Source organism: Streptomyces sp. UG1 (genome assembly GCF_049974585.1).
GTDB lineage: Bacteria > Actinomycetota > Actinomycetes > Streptomycetales > Streptomycetaceae > Streptomyces.
Window position 1 is genome coordinate 91346 of sequence record NZ_JBNGGG010000046.1, and the last position, 20929, is coordinate 112274.

A 20929-nucleotide genomic window follows, 5' to 3' on the forward strand; every position below is an offset into this window, starting at 1 on the left:
GGCCGCGGCATGGTGGCGAAGAAGACCGCCGTACAGCAGTCGGCGTCGAGCAGATCCACACATGCGGATGCCTCCGGCGGTGCGGCCAAGGATGTGAGCGGGAAGAAGAGTGCGCAGGGTGCGCAGGGTGCGCAGGGGGGTTCTGCGGGGGCGCGTTCCGCGGGGGCGCGGGGAAAGAAGCCGGTGAAGACGGTGCGGGGGGCCGCCGATCCGACGGGGAGGATGACCGGGAAGAAGGCGGCGGCGAAGCAGGCGGGAACGAAGAAGGCGGGAGCGAAGAAGGCGGTCGCGAGGAAAGCGACGGAAGCGGCCACCAGGACGGCCGGGAAAGAGGCGGGCGCTGCCAAGGCGGCGGCTCCCAAGGTGGCCGGCGGGAAGGCGGCCGCGTCGAAGACCGCCACCAGGAAGGCGGCCGTCAAGAAGACAGTCGCCAAGAAGGGCGCCACCGAAAAGGCCGCTTCCAAGAAGGCGACGGAGGCCAAGAGGGCTCCTTCGAAGGAGGCGGCCGGGGGGACGGCAGCCAAGAAGGCGCCTGCCAAGAAGGCGCCTGCCAAGAAGGCGCCTGCCAAGGAGACGGCGGCCAAGAAGACCGCCAAGGCAGCGGCCAAGGGCAAGGCGGCCAAGGGCAAGGCGGCCAAGGGCAAGGCGGTCAAGAAGGCCGCGGCGAAGAAGGCCGTGGCGAAGAAGGCCGTGGCGAAGGAAAGTGCCGCCAAGAAGAGCGCGGCCAAGCGGAGCGTGGGCGCGCAGGGTGCGGCCGGGAAAGGCGCGGTCGCCCGGAGCAGGGTCAAGAAGGTGGGCGCGGCGCGGGCCGCGGAGCAGACGGGAGCCACGACGGTGGTTGCGAAGAAGACTCCTGGCACGGCCACGGCGGCCAAGACCGCCGTTCCCAAGGCACGCCTCGCCGCGGCGGTGGAGCCCGGCGAGCTCCCGGTGCGCCCCGGCGAGGACCCCTGGACCCCTGAGGAGGTCGAGGAGGCACGGGCCGAACTGATGGCCGAGATGACGCGGCTGCGTGACGAGATCACCTCGTCCGAGCAGTCCCTCGCCGGTCTGATGCGGGACTCCGGGGATGGCGCGGGCGACGACCAGGCCGACACCGGCGCCAAGAACATCACGCGCGAGCACGAACTGGCGCTCGCTGCCAACGCGCGCGAGATGCTCACCCAGACCGAGCGCGCCCTGGAGCGGCTCGACGCCGGTACCTACGGCCTGTGCGAGAACTGCGGCAATCCGATCGGCAAGGCCCGTATGCAGGCCTTCCCGCGCGCGACCCTGTGCGTGGAGTGCAAGCAGAAGCAGGAACGGCGGTACTGACCAGTGGCCCCACCGCTGGGGAGCGTGTCGTACTCTCGTCCTCAGTCAGGTACCTAGGTCGAGGGACTCACGTGGCAGAGGCGGAGCGCATCATCGGTACGCCGGATACCCCAGAGCGGGCGGGAGCCGAGCCGGAGCAGTCCGACGCGCGGGGGAAGGGCACCCGCAAGCGGCGGATCGCCGTGCTGTTCGGGGTCGCCGCGTTCGCGTACGCCCTCGATCTGGTCAGCAAGATGATCGTGGTCGCCAAGCTGGAGCACCACCCGCCGATCGAGATCATCGGGGACTGGCTGAAGTTCGAGGCGATCCGCAACGCGGGCGCGGCCTTCGGCTTCGGCGAGGCCTTCACGATCATCTTCACGGTGATCGCGGCGGTCGTGATCGTGGTGATCGCCCGGCTCGCCCGCAAGCTCTACAGCCTGCCCTGGGCGATCGCGCTCGGCCTGCTGCTCGGCGGTGCGCTCGGCAATCTCACCGACCGGATCTTCCGCTCGCCGGGCGTCTTCGAGGGCGCGGTGGTGGACTTCATCGCGCCCAAGCACTTCGCCGTGTTCAATCTCGCCGACTCGGCGATCGTGTGCGGCGGCATCCTGATCGTGCTGCTGTCGTTCAAGGGGCTGGACCCGGACGGGACCGTCCACAAGGACTGAGTGCGCGTACGGGACTGTCTCACCCGTCCGGCATACTCGTCGGGTGAGCACGATTCCCGAGATCCGTACCCTGCCCGTGCCCGACGGCCTGGAGGGCGAGCGCGTCGACGCCGCCATCTCCCGCATGTTCGGCTTCTCCCGCACCAAGGCGGCGGAACTCGCCGCGGCGGGCAAGGTGCTGGTCGACGGCACGGTGGTCGGCAAGTCCGAGCGGGTGCGCGGCGGGGCCTGGCTGGAGGTCGAGATGCCGGGCGCGCCCGCGCCGGTGCAGATCGTCGCCGAGCCGGTCGAGGGCATGGAGATCGTGCACGACGACGATGACGTGGTCGTGATAGTCAAGCCGGTCGGGGTCGCGGCCCACCCTTCGCCCGGCTGGTCCGGGCCGACGGTCATCGGCGGGCTGGCCGCCGCCGGATACCGGATCTCGACGTCCGGGGCCGCCGAGCGCCAGGGCATCGTGCACCGGCTCGACGTGGGCACCTCCGGGCTGATGGCCGTCGCCAAGTCCGAGTACGCGTACACGTCGCTCAAGCGCCAGTTCAAGGAGCGCACCGTCGACAAGCGGTACCACACGCTCGTCCAGGGCCACCCCGACCCGACCAGCGGCACCATCGACGCGCCCATCGGCCGCCACCCCAACCACGACTACAAGTGGGCGGTCACGGCCGACGGCAAGCCGTCCATCACGCACTACGACCTCATCGAGGCGTTCCGCGCGGCCTCGCTGCTGGATGTGAAGCTGGAGACCGGCCGCACCCACCAGATCCGCGTCCACATGGCCGCCCACCGGCACCCCTGCGTAGGCGACCTCACCTACGGCGCCGACCCGACGCTCGCCAAGCGGCTCCGCCTGACCCGCCAGTGGCTGCACGCGGTGCGGCTCGGCTTCGAGCACCCGGGGGACGGGCAGTGGGTCGAGTTCGAGAGCGACTACCCGGCCGACCTGCAGAAGGCCCTCGACCAGGTCCGTGAGGAGACATGGGCATGACCCCGCCGTACGTCGTGCGGGTCGCCGACGACCCCGCCGACCGTGAGGCGTGCTTCGCGGTGCGCAAGGAGGTCTTCGTCGTCGAGCAGGGCGTCCCGCAGGAGATCGAGTACGACGCCTACGACGTCGATGCCGTGCATGTGCTGGCGATCCGCGAGGACGGGGTGCCGCTCGGTACCGGGCGGCTGCTGTACGGCGAGGCGGCCGCGGCCAAGGTCGACGGCGATCCCTCGGTGGGCTCGCTGGGGCGGCTCGCCGTGCACCGGGCGGCACGCGGCCTCGGCGTCGGAGTGGCCCTGGTGCGCGCCATCGAGGAGGCGGCACGCGCGCGTGGCCTCACGGCGGTGGACCTGCACGCGCAGACGCATGCGCTGGGGTTCTACGAGCGGCTGGGGTATGTGGCGTACGGCCCGGAGTTCCCCGACGCGGGAATACCGCACCGGGCGATGCGGCGCGCCCTGTAGCGGGGACCGTAAGCCCTGGTGGGATTGCCGGCGCCCGCGCTGATGACCTTGCTCGGGACCGTGCTCGCGCTGCTCGACTTCGTGGCGGACGTCGACATGCCACCGGAGGGACGCCGGGAGGCATACGGCGCAAGCAAGGAGGCCCAGGCGCGGTACGAGGTGCCGGTGGTGTGCGGCGAGCCGGGGCCCACCCGGAGGTGGTGGACCGGGTGCTGCGGCATTTGGACGTGTGCGGGCTGAAATGACCTCGCTCTCGGGGGCCGTCTCTTCGTACGATCTGATCATGGCTCGCAACGTTGTCATCAGTGGAGGCGGTACGGGGATCGGGCTCGCGGCGGCACGGCTGTTCGCGGCGGACGGGGACCGGGTGCTGCTGCTCGGCAGACGCGCCGAGGTCCTGGAGCAGGCCGGAGTGCCCGGGGCGCTGACCTGTGCGGCCGACCTGAGCAGGCCACGCGGTGTGCGCGGCGTGGAGCGGTTCGTGGCGGCCGAGCTCGGCACCGTGGACGTACTGATCCACAGCGCCGGCGGCTCGGGGTATCTGGAGCCCAAGGTGGACAGCGACGAGCCCCTCGACGTCGTCCTGCACAACTGGACCCTCAACTTCGGCCTCAACACCCTGACCGCGGCCCTGCTCACCGAGGCCCTGAAGGACCGGCTCGCCGACCCCGGCGGGCGGGTGCTGTTCCTCAGCTCCATCGCCGCCTTCCGGGGCTCCGGCAGCGGGGCGTACGCGGCGTCCAAGGCCGCGCTGCATCCGTACGCCCATGATCTGGCCCGGCAGCTCGGGCCGCGCGGGATCACCGTGAACGTGGTCGCGCCCGGGTATATCGAGGACACCGAGTTCTTCGGCGACGGGATGGACGAGGAGCGGCGCGCCCGGCTGATCGCGGAGACCTCGACCGGGCGGGCCGGCGCCTCGGGGGACGTCGCCGCGACCCTGCACTGGCTGGCGTCCCACGGCGCCGGGCACATCACCTCGCAGATCATCCAGGTGAACGGCGGGGCCGAGCGCGGGCACTGAGCCGGCCGGGAGCGGTCAGGGCCGCTCCGGCCGTGCCGTCGGATGATGGGGCTGGTGAGTGCGGCGGGCGCCCGGGAGGCGGTCGGCGACCGGGAAGCCGGGCGGCAGCGCCGCGTCCGCCGCGTTCACGCGCGGCAGCGCGTACGGGTGCCGTTCGGTCAGCCAGCGGATGAGCTGCTCGCGCACCGTGACCCTGACCTTCCACAGATCGTCCGCGTCCTTGGCCGTGACCAGGGCCCGCACCTCCATCGTGCTCGGCGTGGAGTCGGTGACGACCAGTCCGTAGTCGCGGCCGTCCCACGCCGGGCACTCGCGCAGGATGTCCCGCAGCCGCTCGCGCATCGCATCCAGCGGCGCCGAGTGGTCGAGGTGCAGGAACACGGTGCCGGTCATCTGGGCGCCGCCGCGCGACCAGTTCTCGAAGGCCTTCGAGGTGAAGTACGACACGGGCATCGTGATCCGGCGCTCGTCCCACGTCCGCACGGTCAGGAACGTCAGGGTGATCTCCTCGACCGTGCCCCACTCGCCGTCCACCACGACCGTGTCCCCGATGCGCACCATGTCGCCGAAGGCGATCTGCAGCCCGGCGAACATATTGCTCAGCGTGGACTGGGCCGCGACACCGGCGACGATGCCGAGGATGCCGGCCGAGGCCAGCAGCGAGGCACCGGCCGCGCGCATCGCGGGGAACGTCAGCAGCATCGCCGCCACGGCCACCACGCCGACGACCGCCGAGACCACGCGCATGATCAACGTCACCTGGGTGCGCACCCGCCGCACCCGGGCCGGATCGCGGTGGGCGCGGGCATAGCGGGTGTACGTGGTCTCCACGACCGCCGCCGCGATGGCGATCGTCAGCCAGGCCGCCGCGCCGATCAGCACCAGTGTCAGCGCCCGGCCGACGCCGTCCTCGTGCTCCTCCAGCACCTTCGCCTGGTCGTACGACCCTCTGAGCAGGGCCGCGCACAGAACGAGCTGGTAGGGGACGCGGGCGCGGCGCAGCAGACCCCACAGCGGCGTCTCGGTGTGCCGTTCGTCGGCCTTGCGCATCAGGCGGTCGGAGGCCCACCCGATGATCAGGGTGAGCAGGACCGAGCCGCCGATCACGATCAGCGGGCGGAGTATGTTCTCCATGCCCCCGAACGTAACCAGCCGAGGGGGGTCATGAACATGCGTGCAGATGAGGCGGTGGTCACGGCACTGTCGTACCCGGCTGGCACCATGGCCTCATGAACATCATGCTCTTTCACTCGAACCATGGCCTCAGGCCCGCGGTGCGCCAGGCCGCGGACCGGCTGCGTGCCGCCGGACACGAGGTGTGGACGCCGGACCTCTTCGAGGGACGTACGTTCGAGACGGTCGAGGAAGGCATGGAGTTCAACGAGCGGATCGGCAAGGACGAGCTGCTGAGGCGGGCCGTGCTCGCCGTGGCGCCCTACTCGGAGCGGGGGCTGGTCTACGCCGGGTTCTCGCTCGGCGCCTCCATCGCCCAGACCCTCGCGCTCGGCGACGAGAAGGCGCGCGGGCTGCTGCTTCTGCACGGCACGTCGGACATCGCGGCGGGTGCCTCGGTGGACGAGCTGCCGGTGCAGCTGCATGTCGCCGAGCCGGACCCGTTCGAGACGGACGACTGGCTGAGCGCCTGGTATCTCCAGATGGGCAGAGCGGGCGCCGATGTGGAGGTGTACAGATACGCGGGCGCCGGCCACCTCTACACCGACCCCGACCTGCCGGACTACGACGAGGAGGCCGCCGAGGCCACCTGGCGGGTGGCGCTCGGCTTCCTGGAGACCCTCTAGCCTCAGCCTGAGTCTCAGCCTGCGGCCCGGTACGCCGCCCAGTTCTGCTGCATGCGTGTCACCTGGCCCGCGGTGAACTGGTACATGCAGGCGTCGTACGTGTAGTCCATGAAGTTGTGGATCGGGTCCACGCCCGCGTCGCGGGTACAGGTGTCCCGGCCCTCGGGGCACTGGTACGCGGCGCTCTTCTCGGCGGGGGTGTCCTCGACGTAGTCGCCCTTGCCGTTACAGCCGCCCTGGAAGGTGTGGTACAGGCCCATCCAGTGGCCGACCTCGTGCGTCGCGGTGTCGCCCTCGTTGTAGTTGGCGGCCGAGCCGCCCGGCAGTGAGGCGTCGAGGAGCATCACACCGTCCATGGACGGGCTGGACCTGTAGGAGCTGGGGAAGGTGGCCCAGCCGAGGAGGTCGTCGCCGAGGTTGGCGGTGTAGATGTTGAGCGCGTTCGCGCCGCCCTTGCGCAGGGCGGACTTCATCGCCTTCTCCTCCGCGGAGCCGTAACCGACGTTGTACCAGGCGGCGTTGTCGGTGTAGTCGGTGCCGGCCAGGGTGAACTGGTAGCCGGAGTCGGCGTTGCCGGTGCCCTGGCCGCCGAAGGCGGAGTTCAGGACGCTCATCTGGGCGGTGACGTCGGCGGAGCTGAGCTTGCCGGTCGTGCCGCTGTGGATGACGTGGAAGTAGACCGGGATGGTGGTGGCCGTGGCGGCGGCCGCGGCGAGGCTGCGGCTGCCCGAGGCGGGCAGCTTGTCGAGCTTGGCGCGCAGCTCGGCGTCCATGGCCTGGGCCTTGGCGGCGCTGATCTCGTTCGGCTCGGCGACGGACTCGCCGCTGTGTCCGGGGTGGGCCTCGCGGGCCGCGGAGTGGCCGGTCTCCTCGGCGCAGTCGGCGGCCGGAGCCTGGGCCGCCGCGACGGTGGTGGGCGCCGAGAGGGGAGCGAACATCAGAGTTCCGGCCACGGCTGTCGTGGCGAGAACGCGTCTGCGCGTAAAGGGGGATATCCGGGCAAGCGCACGCATGCTGACTCCTAGCTGATGCGTTGGGGAGAGGGGCGCAGGGGTCTTCCTGGCCGCCGCCCGGAGATTACGTGGGCATGTTCATGTCCGAAGAGAATCGATCAGGCCCAATCAATGACCCGACAAACAGGGAGCATTGGAGTAAGTGAATGATCAACTGTCCGGAGGGCGAGATCGCGGCGTAACGGGTTCCGCCGCCCGGGCGGGTGGTGTGTCCGGATTCGGGCCGTGACTCGCACCACCCGCCGTAGCGATGTGATCTCCGGTTAACGGCCCTCAAATGGACCGGGGTTGGCCGAAAATCGACTCTCGGGCGCAGTGCTCACACCGGCGTGTACGTCCGCTCGACCTTCTGCGTACCGCTGCGCGTGCGGTAGGAACGGGCCCAGGACGCGGTCGCGTTCTGCTTGGTCTTGTCGGACAGGACGTAGTAGTCCATCTGTGCGCGGTCGGCCGTGATGTCCAGGACGCCGTAGCCGTGGCGGTCGGTGTCGACCCAGTGGACGTGCCGGTTGGCGGCCCTGATGATCGGCGAGGCGATCGCGGAGACCGTGCCCTCGGGGACCTTGACGATGTCGTCGAGGTTGTCGGAGGTGACCGAGGTGACGACGAACTCCGTGGCGGCGGAGGCGGACAGCGGGTACGTACCGGCGTTCACCGGCACGTCGTTGGCCCATGCCATGTGGATGTCGCCGGTCAGGAAGACGGTGTTGCGGATCGCGTTCGAGCGCAGGTGGGCGAGCAGTTCGCGGCGGTCGTCGGTGTAGCCGTCCCACTGGTCGGGGTTGAGGGCAAGGCCCTCCTGCGGCAGGCCCAGCAGCTTCGCCAGCGGCTTGAGCAGGTCCGCGGAGAGGGAACCGACGGCGAACGGAGAGATCATCACCGAGTTGCCGACCAGCCGCCAGGTGGTGTCGGAGGACTTCAGGCCCGCCTTCAGCCAGTCCAGCTGGGCACGGCCGGTGAGGGTGCGGTCCGGGTCGTCGACCTCGCCGTCGCCGACGGACACCTGCTGCGAGCGGAACGAGCGCAGGTCGAGCAGGGAGAGGTCGGCGAGCTTGCCGAAGCGCAGCCGGCGGTAGGTGGTGCCCGCGATCGCCGGGCGCACCGGCATCCACTCGAAGTAGGCCTGCTTGGCGGCGGCCCGGCGCGCCGCCCAGGTGCCCTCGGCGCCCTCGGTGTGGTTCTCGGCGCCGCCCGACCAGGCGTCGTTGGCCATCTCGTGGTCGTCCCAGATGGCGATGACGGGCGCGGTCGCGTGCAGGGCCTGGAGGTCCGCGTCCGTCTTGTACTTGCCGTGCCGGACGCGGTAGTCGGCGAGCGTGAGGATCTCGCCGGCGGGCGCCGTCTGCCGTACGACGGTGCCGCGCGTGCCGTACTCACCGGTCCCGTACTCGTAGATGTAGTCCCCGAGGTGCAGCCAGGCGTCCAGGTCCCCGCGGGCGGCGAGATGGCGGTACGACGCGAAGTAGCCGGCCTCCCAGTTGGCGCAGGAGACCACGCCGAAGCGGAGGTTGGGCACGGACGCGTTCGCCGCCGGCGCGGTGCGGGTGCGCGCCACCGGGGAGTCGGTGCCGCCCGCCGAGAAGCGGAACCAGTAGTCGGTGGCCGGCTCCAGGCCGCGTATGTCGGCCTTGACGGTGTGGTCGGAGGCGGCGGTCGCGGTGGTCGAGCCCTTGGCGACGATGTTGGTCAGTGCCTTGTCCCGGGCGACGACCCAGCTCACCTCGGTGTCCGGACCGAGCCCGGAGCCGGGCGTGGCCTCGGCGGTCGGCGTCACCCGGGTCCACAGCAGGACGCCGTCGGGCAGCGGGTCACCGGAGGCGACGCCGTGCAGGAAGGCGGGGCCCGCGTCGGCGGCCCGCGCGGGGAGCGCGGCGGCGAGCGGCCCGGCCAGCACAGCCGTCGCCGCCGCGGCCTTGACGACCGTACGGCGGCGAGGGGTAAGGGAGTTGAACTGCTCGGATGATCTGTATCGACTGGTCACAGCCGATCAGGTTACTGATCGGTATGAACAAAGGCGGGCGAACCTGTGAAAGTTCGCCCGCCTTTCATGCGAAGGTCGGCTTCCCGGCCGGCGTCAGCCCTTGAGGGCTGCGTCCACCGCCTTGGTGAACTCCGCCGCCGTCCACGGCTGGTTGGGGCCGGAGGTCTTGAGCTGCTTGCCGTCCATGACCAGGCTCGGGGTCCCGGTCACGCCGTCCTTGTTGGTGTCGAAGGCCTTCGACATGGCCAGCGCCCAGGCGTCGTACGTACCGTTCTTCACGGCGTTCTGGAACTTGGTGTTGTTCTTCAGGGCGGGGACGGTGTTCGCGACCTCGATCAGGTAGTCGTCGTCCTTGAACTTGTCGTCCGTCTCCTGCGGGTGGTACTTCGCCGAGTAGAGCGCGGTCTTGTACTCGAGGAACGCGTCCGTGCTGACGTTCAGCGCGGCGCCCATGGCGCTCATCGCGTTCTTGGAACCCTCGCCGTTGCCGCCGATCTTGCCGTCGCCCAGCGAATCGCCGTCGAGGAACGTGCCGCCGACGAACTGGAGCTTGAACTTGCCGTCCTCGACGTCCTTGTCGAGGGTCGAGGCGACCGCCTGCTCGAACGAGGCGCAGACGGGGCAGCGCGGGTCCTCGTACAGCTTGAGGGTCTTCTTGGCGCTGTCCTTGCCGATGACGACGGTCGTGCCGTTCGTGCCGGTGGTGTTGGCCGGCGCGACGACCTTGTCGTCCTTCAGCGCCTCCCAGTAGCCGGGCTTGTTGCCCTGGACGACGGCGTAGCCTATGCCGCCGGCCGCCGCCAGGACGCCGACCACCGAGGCGGCGACGATGATCTGCCGCTTGACCTTCGCCCGCTTCGCCTCGCGCTCGCGCTCCGCGCGCAGGCGCTCTCGGGCCGCCGTCTTCGCCGCCTGGCTGTTCCGCTTGCTCATGTTGGTGATCTCCGTGGGGACGCGCACACGTGGTGTGCGGAATACGTATGGGTGGACTGTGGTGCTCAGGTGCTGTTCACGCGCGGGTGAAAGCGGGCGAGCACGGCGGTCCACGCCGTCCCAGGGAGTGCACGAGGAGGAGGCTGCGGGCGATGGCCGTACGGCCGGTGGGGCGCGGCAGGCGGCGGGCCGGCACGGTCGTGGGGACCGCCACCGCGGCGACCGCCAGCGCCAGCGGCCGGAACGTGGTCGCCGCCACCGCGCCCAGGAACTGGGCCAGGGCCCGCTCGCCGCGGCGCAGCCAGGCCGCGGCGACGAGGCCCACGCCCACGTGGGCGCCGAGCAGCAGCCAGGCGGTGACCGGGTCGACGTGGGCCAGGAGGCCGCCGAGCTTGTCGGGATCGGTGCCGGTGACCTCGGCCAGCGGTGCGCCGACCTGGGTGCCCTGGCCGCACAGCACGTCCCAGCCCACCGAGGCCAGCGGGCCGGCGACCGGGCCGCCCGCCCTGCCGTAACAGGCGTGCTGACCGGTGGTGAGGATCGTGTCGGCGGCCAGCTCCAGCGGGATCAGCAGGGCGGCGATCCGGCCGAAGGTCCGTTCCCGGCCGGCCAGGGCATAGGCGACGGTGAACACGGCGGCCGTCAGCAGGGCCACCGTGTTCAGCGGCAGGGGTGCCCGGGACAGCAGCACGTGCGCCGCGGTGCTGAGGATCACGACGAGTGCCGTGAACAGCGCCGCGCGTACGGCTCGCAACTGGGTCCCGGAAATGTCCATAGCAGCAGAGAGTGTGTCACGCGGTCCCGTAAGGGACCCTTAAAGGGTGGCTGTGCGCGACCTTTTCGTCACAGGCCCGGGATCCGGCCGTTGCGGAACAGGTCCACGAAGATCTGGTGGTCGGCACGCGCGCGTGCGCCGTAGTCGTGGGCGAAGTCGACCAGGAGGTCCCCGAAGCCGGACTCGTCGGCCGCGATCGCCGCGTCGATGGCGCGCTCGGTGGAGAACGGCACCAGGGACTCGCCGGAGGTGTCGTCCGCCGCCGCGTGCATGGTGGCCGTGGCCCGGCCCAGGTCGGCGACGACCGACGCGATCTCCTCCGGCTCGTCGATGTCGCTCCAGTCCAGGTCCACGGCGTACGGCGAGACCTCGGCGACGAGCTGGCCCGCGCCGTCCAGCTCGGTCCAGCCCAGCCACGGGTCGGCGTGCGCCTGCAGGGCGCGCTGCGAGATCACCGTGCGGTGGCCCTCGTGCTGGAAGTAGTCGCGCAGCGCCTGGTCCGTGATGTGCCGGGAGACGGCCGGGGTCTGGGCCTGCTTGATGTAGATCACGACATCGTTCTCCAGGGCGTCCGTGTGGCCCTCCAGCAGGATGTTGTACGACGGCAGCCCGGCCGACCCGATGCCGATGCCGCGGCGGCCGACCACGTCCTTCACCCGGTAGGAGTCCGGGCGGGCCAGCGAGGCGTCCGGCAGCGTCTCCAGGTAGCCGTCGAAGGCCGCGAGCACCTTGTAGCGCGTGGCCGCGTCCAGCTCGATGGAGCCGCCGCCCGGGGCGAAGCGGCGCTCGAAGTCGCGGATCTCCGTCATCGTGTCCAGCAGGCCGAAGCGGGTCAGCGAGCGGGCGTCGCGCAGCGCGTCCAGCAGCGGGCCCTGGGCGGTGTCCAGGGTGAAGGGCGGCACCTCGTCGCTCTTGGCGCCGGTCGCCAGCGCGTGCACGCGCTCGCGGTACGCGCCCGCGTAGATCTGCACCAGCTCGGTGATCTGGTCGTCACCGAGCGCCTTCGCGTACCCGATGAGGGCGATCGAGGCGGCGAAGCGCTTGAGGTCCCAGGTGAAGGGGCCGACGTACGCCTCGTCGAAGTCGTTGACGTTGAAGACCAGGCGGCCGTGGGCGTCCATGTACGTGCCGAAGTTCTCCGCGTGCAGGTCGCCGTGGATCCACACGCGCGAGGTGCGCTCGTCCAGGTACGGCCCGCCGCGCTTTTCCGCGTCCAGGTCGTGGTAGAACAGGCACGCCGTGCCGCGGTAGAACGCGAAGGCCGAGGTCGCCATCTTCCGGAACTTCACGCGGAACGCGGCCGGGTCGGCGGCCAGGAGCTCGCCGAAGGCGGTGTCGAAGACGGCGAGGATCTCGTCGCCGCGCTGCTCGCCGTTGAGCTGGGGGACCGACATCGCTGGGTGCCTCCTGGTGCAGGTACGACTGGTGCATGTGTACGACAGCGTTTCTGTCGTCTTCAACGGGCGGGCCCGCACGAAAGTGCCCGCCGCCCTCGCTGTGAAGGTACGTGGGGGAGCCCCGCGAGTGTCAGTGGCGAGGCATAGACTTCGACGCTGTCCCCAGAAGTGTCCGCCCGCCCGTCATCCAGCGTTTTCCATGGAGGCCAAGCCGTGTCAAAGCCGCCGTTCACGCACCTGCACGTCCACACCCAGTACTCGCTGCTGGACGGTGCCGCGCGGCTGAAGGACATGTTCAACGCGTGCAACGAGATGGGCATGACGCACATCGCCATGTCCGACCACGGCAACCTCCACGGGGCGTACGACTTCTTCCACTCCGCGAAGAAGGCCGGAATCACCCCGATCATCGGGATCGAGGCATATGTCGCCCCCGAGTCCCGGCGCAACAAGCGCAAGATCCAGTGGGGCCAGCCGCACCAGAAGCGGGATGACGTGTCCGGTTCCGGCGGTTACACCCACAAGACGATGTGGGCGGTGAACAAGACCGGCCTGCACAACCTCTTCCGGCTGTCCTCGGACGCGTATGCCGAGGGCTGGCTGCAGAAGTGGCCCCGGATGGACAAGGAGACCATCGCCCAGTGGTCCGAGGGGATCGTCGCCTCCACCGGCTGCCCCTCCGGTGAACTCCAGACCCGGCTCCGGCTCGGCCAGTACGACGAGGCCCTGAAGGCGGCCGCCGACTACCAGGACATCTTCGGCAAGGACCGCTACTTCCTGGAGCTGATGGACCACGGCATCGAGATCGAGCACCGGGTCCGCGAGGGTCTGCTGGAGATCGGCAAGAAGCTCGGCATCCCGCCGCTGGTCACCAACGACTCGCACTACACGTACGCGCACGAGGCGACCGCCCACGACGCCCTGCTGTGCATCCAGACCGGCAAGAACCTCTCCGACCCCGACCGCTTCAAGTTCGACGGGACCGGCTACTACCTGAAGTCCACGGACGAGATGTACGCCATCGACTCCTCGGACGCCTGGCAGGAGGGCTGCGCCAACACGCTCCTCGTCGCCGAGATGGTGGACACCGCCGGCATGTTCGAGAAGCGCGACCTGATGCCCAAGTTCGACATCCCCGAGGGCTACACCGAGGTCACCTGGTTCAAGGAGGAGGTCCGCCGCGGCATGGAGCGCCGCTTCCCGGGCGGGGTCCCCGAGGACCGTCAGAAGCAGGCCGAGTACGAGATGGACGTCATCATCTCGATGGGCTTCCCCGGCTACTTCCTCGTCGTCGCCGACTTCATCATGTGGGCCAAGAACAACGGCATCGCCGTCGGCCCCGGACGGGGCTCCGCGGCCGGCTCGATCGTCGCCTACGCCATGGGCATCACCGACCTCGACCCCATCCCGCACGGCCTGATCTTCGAGCGGTTCCTCAACCCCGAGCGCATCTCCATGCCCGATGTCGACATCGACTTCGACGAGCGCCGGCGCGTCGAGGTGATCCGGTACGTGACGGAGAAGTACGGCGCCGACAAGGTCGCCATGATCGGCACCTACGGCACCATCAAGGCCAAGAACGCGATCAAGGACTCCGCGCGCGTGCTGGGCTACCCGTACGCGATGGGCGACCGCATCACCAAGGCCATGCCCGCCGACGTCCTCGGCAAGGGCATCAACCTCGACGGCATCACCGATCCGCAGCACCCGCGCTACAGCGAGGCCGGTGAGGTGCGCGGGATGTACGAGAACGAGCCCGACGTGAAGAAGGTCATCGACACCGCCAAGGGCGTCGAGGGCCTGGTGCGGCAGATGGGTGTGCACGCCGCCGGCGTGATCATGTCCAGCGAGACCATCACCGACCATGTGCCGGTCTGGGTCCGGCACACCGACAACGTCACCATCACGCAGTGGGACTACCCGAGCTGTGAGTCGCTCGGCCTGCTGAAGATGGACTTCCTGGGTCTGCGGAACCTGACGATCATGGACGACGCCGTCAAGATGGTGAAGTCCAACAAGGGTCTCGACATCGACCTGCTCAGCCTCCCGCTGGACGACCCCAAGACCTTCGAACTGCTCCAGCGCGGCGACACCCTCGGCGTCTTCCAGTTCGACGGCGGCCCCATGCGCTCCCTGCTGCGCCTGATGAAGCCGGACAACTTCGAGGACATCTCCGCCGTCTCGGCCCTGTACCGCCCGGGCCCGATGGGCATGAACTCGCACACCAACTACGCCCTGCGCAAGAACGGCCAGCAGGAGATCACGCCGATCCACAAGGAGCTCGAGGAGCCCCTCAAGGAGGTCCTGGACGTCACCTACGGCCTGATCGTCTATCAGGAGCAGGTGCAGAAGGCCGCCCAGATCATCGCGGGCTACTCGCTCGGCGAGGCCGACATCCTGCGCCGGGTGATGGGCAAGAAGAAGCCCGAGGAACTGGAGAAGAACTTCGTCATCTTCCAGGGCGGCGCCCGCAAGAACGGCTACAGCGACGAGGCCATCCAGGCCCTGTGGGACGTGCTGGTCCCGTTCGCCGGCTACGCGTTCAACAAGGCGCACTCGGCCGCGTACGGCCTGGTCTCGTACTGGACCGCCTTCCTCAAGGCCAACCACCCCGCCGAGTACATGGCCGCGCTGCTGACGTCCGTCAAGGACGACAAGGACAAGTCGGCGGTCTACCTCAACGAGTGCCGCCGCATGGGCATCCGGGTGCTCCCGCCGAACGTCAACGAGTCGGTGCACAACTTCGCCGCCCAGGGTGACGACGTGATCCTCTTCGGCCTCGAGGCGGTGCGCAACGTCGGCACCAACGTGGTCGAGTCGATCATCAAGAGCCGCAAGGCCAAGGGCAAGTACGCCTCGTTCCCCGACTACCTCGACAAGATCGACGCGGCCGCCTGCAACAAGCGCACCACCGAGTCGCTGATCAAGGCGGGCGCCTTCGACAGCATGGGGCACACCCGCAAGGGCCTCACCGCGCACTTCGAGCCGATGATCGACAACGTGGTCGCGGTCAAGCGCAAGGAGGCCGAGGGCCAGTTCGACCTCTTCGGCGGCATGGGCGAGGAGGAGAACAACGAGCCCGGCTTCGGACTCGACGTGCAGTTCACCGACGAGGAGTGGGACAAGACCTATCTGCTCGCCCAGGAGCGGGAGATGCTCGGTCTGTACGTCTCCGACCACCCGCTCTTCGGTCTGGAGCACGTGCTGTCCGACAAGGCCGACGCGGGCATCGCCCAGCTCACCGGAGGTGAGCACGCGGACGGTGCGGTCGTCACCATCGGCGGCATCATCTCCGGCCTGCAGCGCAAGATGACCAAGCAGGGCAACGCCTGGGCCATCGCCACCGTCGAGGACCTCGCCGGTTCCATCGAGTGCATGTTCTTCCCCGCGACGTATCAGCTGGTGTCGACCCAACTCGTCGAGGACGCCGTCGTGTTCGTCAAGGGCCGCCTCGACAAGCGCGAGGACGTGCCCCGGCTGGTCGCGATGGAGCTCCAGGTCCCCGACCTGTCGAACGCCGGCACCAACGCGCCCGTGATCCTCACCATCCCGGCCACCAGGGTCACCCCGCCGATGGTCAGCCGCCTCGGCGAGATCCTCAGCCACCACCGGGGCGAGAGCGAGGTCCGCATCAAGCTCCAGGGCCCGACCAAGACGACGGTGCTACGCCTCGACCGGCACCGTGTGAAGCCCGACCCGGCGCTGTTCGGTGATCTGAAGGTGCTGCTCGGGCCGTCCTGCCTGGCGGGCTGAGCGGCGCGGCATCCGCCGGCACAACGCGAGAGGGGCGCGTCCCGCACGGGACGCGCCCCTGTCATGTGCCTGGGTCTCGAACAACCCGTTATGCAGATGTCAGTTGTGACCGAAGCGCTTCTGCCGGCCCTTGCGGGCCATGTCGCCCGGGGTCACCTGAGCGGCGCGCTGCTCGGCCTGCGTCTCCAACGAGGACTGCTGGGCCTGCTGCTGGCCGCGCTCGGCCTGCGGCTGCTTCCGGTCCTGCTTCTTGTTCTTGGCCATGGTGATGCCTCCTGTGGGGGATCTAGGGGCCAGGGCCGGGACCAGATTCACATAGGCTTATAAAGAACGCATTTCGGATAATTACCGTGCGTAACGGCGGTTGTCGGGGCGTGAGGCATGGCGCGCCACGGACCCGATGCCCCGAAACGCCACGCCGAAGATCGAGTTCGGCCCGTTAACCCCCGCGTGGTCGGGCAGACTCGAAGGAAGCCCAAAGCAAACCTCCCGGGAAGAGGGTGAGTCGCGTGGACCGCTGCATCGTCCTGGTGGACGCCGGGTATCTGCTGGGGGCCGCCGCCAGCCTGCTCGCCGGGGAACCCTCCCGGTCCCGGATCACCGTCGACCATGCCGCCCTCATCCAGGGACTGCGTGAACGCGCCGAGTCCGACACCCAGCAGCCCCTGCTGCGCATCTACTGGTTCGACGGCGCCCCCGACCGCGTCCCCCAGCCCGAGCACCGCAGGCTGCGGGTGATGCCCCGGGTCACCGTCCGGCTCGGCGCCCTGACCCGCAGCGACGGCCGCTGGGCGCAGAAGGGCGTGGACGCCGCGATGCACGCCGAGCTGACCGAGCTGGCCCGCAACCGCGCCTGCTCCGATGTGGTGCTGGTGACCGGGGACGGCGATCTGCTGCCGGGCATGATGGCCGCCAAGGAGCACGGCGTCGCCGTACATCTGTGGGCCGTGCAGGCCGCCGACGGGGACTACAACCAGTCCGAGGACCTGGTCGCCGAGGCCGATGAACGGCGCGTGCTGGACCGTACCTGGATCACCAAGGCCGTACGCGCCAAGGAGCTCACCGGGGTGTGCGCGCCGCCGCCCGCGCCCCGGCCCGAGATCGCCGCGATCCTGTCCGCGCCGCTGCCCGACTCCGCGCTCGGCGCGACGGCCGAGCGGCCGGCCGAGGAGGGCGAGCGCGCACCGGCGGCCGCCGCCTCGGAGAACGGCACGCAGGAGCGGATCCCGGCACCCAAGGGCGTGCCCACGCCGAAGGACCTCGCCGCCCTGCGCGCGCCCGGCGTCCAGCCGGCCCAGCATCCGACGAGCGCCACGCTGCGCTGGTCCTCCGACAAGGGGTGGGTCGACCGGCCCGGCGTCGCGGCCGAGTCGCCCGACGCCTCCTCCATGCCGACGCTCGCGCAGCTCACCACCGCCGAGCAGCGGTGGGCCGACCGGGAGGAGGACATCACCACCGTCGGCGGCGATCCCTACGAGGTGGGGCAGGTCTTCGCGCGACGGTGGATGGGGCGGCTGGGCGATCAGGGGCATCTGCAGCGGCTGTCCGGGATGTACCCGCGGATCCCGCATCGGATCGACGGGGAACTGCTCCGGTACGCGGCGCGGTTCGGGCTGCTCGCGCACAAGGACGACCAGATCGACGAGCACGACCGGTACGCGATCCGGGCCGGTTTCTGGCGGGAGATCGACGTGCGGACCGCGGCCGAGCACGCTCCGGCGAGTGAGTGACCCGGGCCACGCGGCTGTGGTTGAGCGCCGTTGCGGTCGATTTGTGGGCCACTTCCCGACGCCCGCTCCAGCGCGGCGCGCGGCTGCGGCCGGAGCGGTGGATCAACGGCGCGCGGGGCGGGCGGGCCCGCGCAACGGACACGGCCGATTTGCGGTGACCGGCGGAGGTACGTCGGCCAACCGGCGGTTTGTGGCGAGTGGCCGACCCGAGGGGGGATCGGGCGCGCGGACCCCGTAGTCTCGTGCCTTGTGAGTACGCGCGTGGGAGAGGCACTTCGGCACAGTGGTGATGTCGTGTGCGCCGTGCGCGGGCTGACCAAGACCTATCCGGCCGTACGAGGGCGGCGCGGGGCGCCCGGAACCCCTGAGGTACGGGCCACCGACGACGTACGGCTGGACATCCGGCGCGGCGAGATCTACGGGCTGCTCGGCCCGAACGGCGCCGGCAAGACCACTCTCGTACGACAGCTCACCGGGCTGATGCGGCCCGACACGGGGAGCGTCGAGATCCTCGGGCACGACATCGTGCGCCACCCCGAGCGGGCCGCGCGCATCCTCGCCTACCTCGGGCAGGAGTCGACCGCCCTCGACGAGCTGACCGTGTCGCTGGCCGCCGAGACGACGGGGCGGCTGCGCGGCCTCGATGTGCGGCAGGCGCGGGACGAGCGGGACGCCGTACTCGACGAGCTGGGGCTCGCGCCGCTCGCCGGGCGGCCGCTGCGGAAGCTGTCCGGCGGGCAGCGCCGGCTGGCCTGCTTCGCCGCCGCGCTGGTGGGGGAGCGGCCGCTGCTGGTGCTGGACGAGCCGACCACCGGGATGGACCCCGTGGCGCGGCGGGCCGTGTGGTCGGCCGTGGACCGGCGGCGGGCCGAGCGCGGGACGACTGTGCTGCTCGTCACCCACAACGTCATCGAGGCCGAGACCGTGCTCGACCGGGTCGCGGTGCTCGACCGGGGCCGAGTGATCGCCTGTGACACGCCCTCCGGGCTCAAGGAACGGGTCGCGGGCGAGGTGCGGGTCGAACTGCTGTGGCGGGACCGGGCGCCCCTGGAGGTGCCCGAGGTCGCCGCGCTGCGGGACCGGGTCGTGGAGTCCGGGCGCCGCTGGACGCTGCGGCTCGCCCCCGAGGAGGCCCGCGCGGTCGTCGCCACCGTCACCGGCGGGGCCGCCTTCGCCGCGCTGGACGACTTCACGCTCGCCACGCCGAGCCTGGAGGACGTGTACCTGGCGCTGGGCGGGGCCGCACAGCAGGGGCTGGTGAGGGTTTGAGCACGCCGACTGTCGTATGCGTATCCGTACGGAACAGGGCCACCTCCGCAGTGAACCCCCGTGTGAAAGGGAGCAGCGCCACGTGAGTGTCGTACCCGCCGAGGTTCTGCCGGGCAGTGCCCTGGGCGTCGAGGAGACGCCGACGGGCGCGGCCGAGCTCGGGCCGCGTGCGCGGCTGTGGCCGTCGCTGTGCGCCGTGTACCGGGCGCAGTTGTCCCGGGCGCGGGTCGCGCGCATTCCGCTGCTGTTCGTGGCGACCTTCCAGTCGATCGGGATCATGATCCTGATGCGCGGGGTCGTGGACGGCGGCGCCGAGGCGCAGGCCGTGGTGGCCGGGTCGTCGGTGCTCGTCGTCGCCTTCGTCGCGCTGAACCTGCTCGCCCAGTACTTCGGGCAGCTTCGGGCCAGCGGCGGGCTCGACCACTACGCCACGCTGCCGGTGCCGCCCGCCGCGGTGGTGCTGGGGGCGGCGGGGGCGTACGCCTCTTTCACCGTGCCGGGGACGGTGGTGACCGCCGTCTTCGGGTGCGTGCTGTTCGGACTGCCGATGGCGCATCTGTGGGTGCTCGTCGCGGTGATCCCGCTGGCCGGGGCCGCGCTGGCCGGGCTCGGGGCGGCGCTGGGGCTGCTCGCGCCGCGGCCGGAGCTGGCCACGCTGCTCGGGCAGCTCGGCATGTCGGCGGCGCTGCTGCTGGGGGTGCTGCCCGCCGAGCGGATGCCGGAGGTGGTGCGCCTCGCGCGGGATCTGCTGCCCTCGACGTACGGCGTGGAGGCCTTCGCGCGGACCTTCGGGGAGCGGCCGGACTGGGCGTTCGTGCTCGGTGACCTGGCCGTGTGCGGGGTGGTCGGCGTCGTCTCGCTGGCCGTCGCCACCTGGGCGTACCGCCGGGCGGCCGTCCGGTGACGCGCCGCACAGGTCGGTTTGGCACGATGGCAGGGTGACCGCTCCGCTGACTCCTCCACCGCCGCCGCGTGAACCGTCCCCCAACGGGGGGTGGCAGGCGCCCGCTGCCGGGTATGCGGCTGCCGTGCCGCATGACGCGATATCCGACGCCCCGCCCGGGGCACAGGGCCCGCATGGCTCTCCCGGCCCGTACGGCATCTATGGCTCGTACGAACAGGACGGTCCTGGCATGAAGACCGAAGTGCGAGAGGCCGCCGTGGTCACGGTGGTGGTGGCGCTCTTCGGGGCGCTGCTCGGGGTGCTGTGGTGGCGGTTGGCGCCGAGTGTGCCGCTGGTCGGGGATGTCGTGGACGGGCAGTGGGTCGTCTACTTCAAGGACTCCGAGGGGGAGCAGGCCGTCGGGGTGGACGGAACGTTCACTCTGCTGGCGCTGGGGTTTGGGCTGGTCAGCGCGTTTGCCGTGTTTCTCTGGCGGCGGCGTGGGGGTGTGCCGTTGGTGGTGGCGATGGCCGTCGGGGGGCTGCTCGGGGCGTTGCTCGCGTGGCGGGTGGGGGTGTGGCTCGGGCCCTCGGGTGATGTGATCGCTCAGGCGAAGGAAGCGGGTGAGGGGGTTGCGTTCTCGGCGCCGTTGAAGCTGGGGGCGAAGGGGGCGTTGCTGGCGTGGCCGTTGGGTGCGTTGGTGGTCCATCTCGGGTTGATGGCGTTGTTCGGGCCTCGGGATGCGGAGCCGGGGCAGGCGGGGGTGCATGGGGGGCCGTCGGCGTAGGCCTTCGGTGGGTTGTGGTCGCCGCCGACTTTCCTCGCCCCCGCCGCCCCTACCCGTCCCATCCCCAGGGGCGCTGCCCCTTCGACCCCGGACGCTCTCTGGGGGCTGCGCCCCCAGACCCCCGCTGCCGGCCCTGAACGGGCCTTGTCCTCAAACGCCGGACGGGCTG

Annotated in this window: 19 protein-coding genes; 12 read left to right on the plus strand and 7 right to left on the minus strand. The window is 70.4% G+C overall.

Going from position 1 to position 20929, the window contains the following annotated elements:
• Window positions 1-9 precede the first annotated feature (9 nt).
• The 6 genes from ACP4J3_RS40275 (at window position 10) to ACP4J3_RS40300 (ending at window position 4440) form a co-directional block, all read left to right on the plus strand.
• On the plus strand, window positions 10-1314 hold the full coding sequence (locus ACP4J3_RS40275) for a TraR/DksA C4-type zinc finger protein (protein ID WP_426541385.1): 1305 nt from the start codon (window positions 10-12) through the stop codon (window positions 1312-1314).
• 71 nt (window positions 1315-1385) lie between these two features.
• Window positions 1386-1964 carry a signal peptidase II gene (lspA, locus tag ACP4J3_RS40280; RefSeq protein ID WP_426541387.1) on the plus strand — a complete coding sequence of 193 codons (579 nt, stop codon included), beginning with the start codon at window positions 1386-1388 and terminating at the stop codon, window positions 1962-1964.
• A 43-nt stretch (window positions 1965-2007) separates the two neighbouring features.
• Window positions 2008-2952 (plus strand): RluA family pseudouridine synthase, encoded by a 945-nt coding sequence (locus ACP4J3_RS40285; protein ID WP_426541389.1) that lies wholly within the window; start codon window positions 2008-2010, stop codon window positions 2950-2952.
• Window positions 2949-3416, plus strand: coding sequence for a GNAT family N-acetyltransferase (locus ACP4J3_RS40290; protein ID WP_426541391.1), 468 nt, complete (start codon window positions 2949-2951; stop codon window positions 3414-3416). The genes ACP4J3_RS40285 and ACP4J3_RS40290 overlap by 4 nt, the downstream gene beginning before the upstream one ends.
• A gap of 18 nt (window positions 3417-3434) precedes the next feature.
• Entirely contained in the window at window positions 3435-3656 is a 222-nt protein-coding gene (locus ACP4J3_RS40295) for a hypothetical protein (protein WP_426541430.1), read from the plus strand.
• 43 nt (window positions 3657-3699) lie between these two features.
• Window positions 3700-4440, plus strand: a complete 741-nt coding sequence (locus ACP4J3_RS40300) for an SDR family NAD(P)-dependent oxidoreductase (RefSeq protein ID WP_426541393.1) — start codon at window positions 3700-3702, stop codon at window positions 4438-4440.
• Between the two features lie 15 nt (window positions 4441-4455).
• On the opposite strand, the gene ACP4J3_RS40305 is transcribed toward ACP4J3_RS40300, so the two are convergent.
• Window positions 4456-5574 (minus strand): mechanosensitive ion channel family protein, encoded by a 1119-nt coding sequence (locus tag ACP4J3_RS40305; protein ID WP_426541395.1) that lies wholly within the window; start codon window positions 5572-5574, stop codon window positions 4456-4458.
• A 95-nt stretch (window positions 5575-5669) separates the two neighbouring features.
• Between ACP4J3_RS40305 and ACP4J3_RS40310 the strand changes: the two genes are divergently transcribed.
• Window positions 5670-6239, plus strand: a complete 570-nt coding sequence (locus ACP4J3_RS40310; protein ID WP_426541397.1) for a dienelactone hydrolase family protein — start codon at window positions 5670-5672, stop codon at window positions 6237-6239.
• A gap of 14 nt (window positions 6240-6253) precedes the next feature.
• On the opposite strand, the gene ACP4J3_RS40315 is transcribed toward ACP4J3_RS40310, so the two are convergent.
• From ACP4J3_RS40315 to ACP4J3_RS40335, 5 genes are all read right to left on the minus strand, one after another.
• On the minus strand, window positions 6254-7252 hold the full coding sequence (locus ACP4J3_RS40315) for a zinc metalloprotease (RefSeq protein ID WP_426541399.1): 999 nt from the start codon (window positions 7250-7252) through the stop codon (window positions 6254-6256).
• 319 nt (window positions 7253-7571) lie between these two features.
• Window positions 7572-9233 (minus strand): alkaline phosphatase D family protein, encoded by a 1662-nt coding sequence (locus ACP4J3_RS40320; protein ID WP_426541401.1) that lies wholly within the window; start codon window positions 9231-9233, stop codon window positions 7572-7574.
• A 93-nt stretch (window positions 9234-9326) separates the two neighbouring features.
• Window positions 9327-10166: a thioredoxin domain-containing protein gene (locus tag ACP4J3_RS40325; RefSeq protein WP_426541403.1), complete on the minus strand. Its 840-nt coding sequence runs from the start codon at window positions 10164-10166 to the stop codon at window positions 9327-9329.
• A 76-nt stretch (window positions 10167-10242) separates the two neighbouring features.
• Window positions 10243-10941 (minus strand): hypothetical protein, encoded by a 699-nt coding sequence (locus ACP4J3_RS40330; protein WP_426541405.1) that lies wholly within the window; start codon window positions 10939-10941, stop codon window positions 10243-10245.
• Between the two features lie 68 nt (window positions 10942-11009).
• Window positions 11010-12335: a DUF2252 domain-containing protein gene (locus ACP4J3_RS40335; protein ID WP_426541407.1), complete on the minus strand. Its 1326-nt coding sequence runs from the start codon at window positions 12333-12335 to the stop codon at window positions 11010-11012.
• A gap of 216 nt (window positions 12336-12551) precedes the next feature.
• Between ACP4J3_RS40335 and dnaE the strand changes: the two genes are divergently transcribed.
• A complete protein-coding gene (gene dnaE, locus ACP4J3_RS40340; protein WP_426541409.1) occupies window positions 12552-16091 on the plus strand; it encodes a DNA polymerase III subunit alpha in 3540 nt (1179 codons plus the stop codon).
• Window positions 16092-16190: 99 nt separating this feature from the next.
• Here dnaE and ACP4J3_RS40345 read toward each other — a convergent pair whose 3' ends face one another.
• Window positions 16191-16355 carry a hypothetical protein gene (locus tag ACP4J3_RS40345; RefSeq protein WP_426541411.1) on the minus strand — a complete coding sequence of 55 codons (165 nt, stop codon included), beginning with the start codon at window positions 16353-16355 and terminating at the stop codon, window positions 16191-16193.
• 245 nt (window positions 16356-16600) lie between these two features.
• Here ACP4J3_RS40345 and ACP4J3_RS40350 point away from each other — a divergent pair, with 245 nt between their 5' ends.
• From ACP4J3_RS40350 to ACP4J3_RS40365, 4 genes are all read left to right on the plus strand, one after another.
• Window positions 16601-17821 carry an NYN domain-containing protein gene (locus ACP4J3_RS40350; protein ID WP_426541413.1) on the plus strand — a complete coding sequence of 407 codons (1221 nt, stop codon included), beginning with the start codon at window positions 16601-16603 and terminating at the stop codon, window positions 17819-17821.
• Between the two features lie 294 nt (window positions 17822-18115).
• Complete coding sequence (locus ACP4J3_RS40355) at window positions 18116-19090, plus strand: ABC transporter ATP-binding protein (protein WP_426541415.1); 975 nt, start codon at window positions 18116-18118, stop codon at window positions 19088-19090.
• Between the two features lie 82 nt (window positions 19091-19172).
• Window positions 19173-19994: an ABC transporter permease gene (locus ACP4J3_RS40360; protein ID WP_426541417.1), complete on the plus strand. Its 822-nt coding sequence runs from the start codon at window positions 19173-19175 to the stop codon at window positions 19992-19994.
• A 34-nt stretch (window positions 19995-20028) separates the two neighbouring features.
• Window positions 20029-20760, plus strand: coding sequence for an AAA family ATPase (locus ACP4J3_RS40365; protein WP_426541419.1), 732 nt, complete (start codon window positions 20029-20031; stop codon window positions 20758-20760).
• Window positions 20761-20929: the final 169 nt, after the last annotated feature.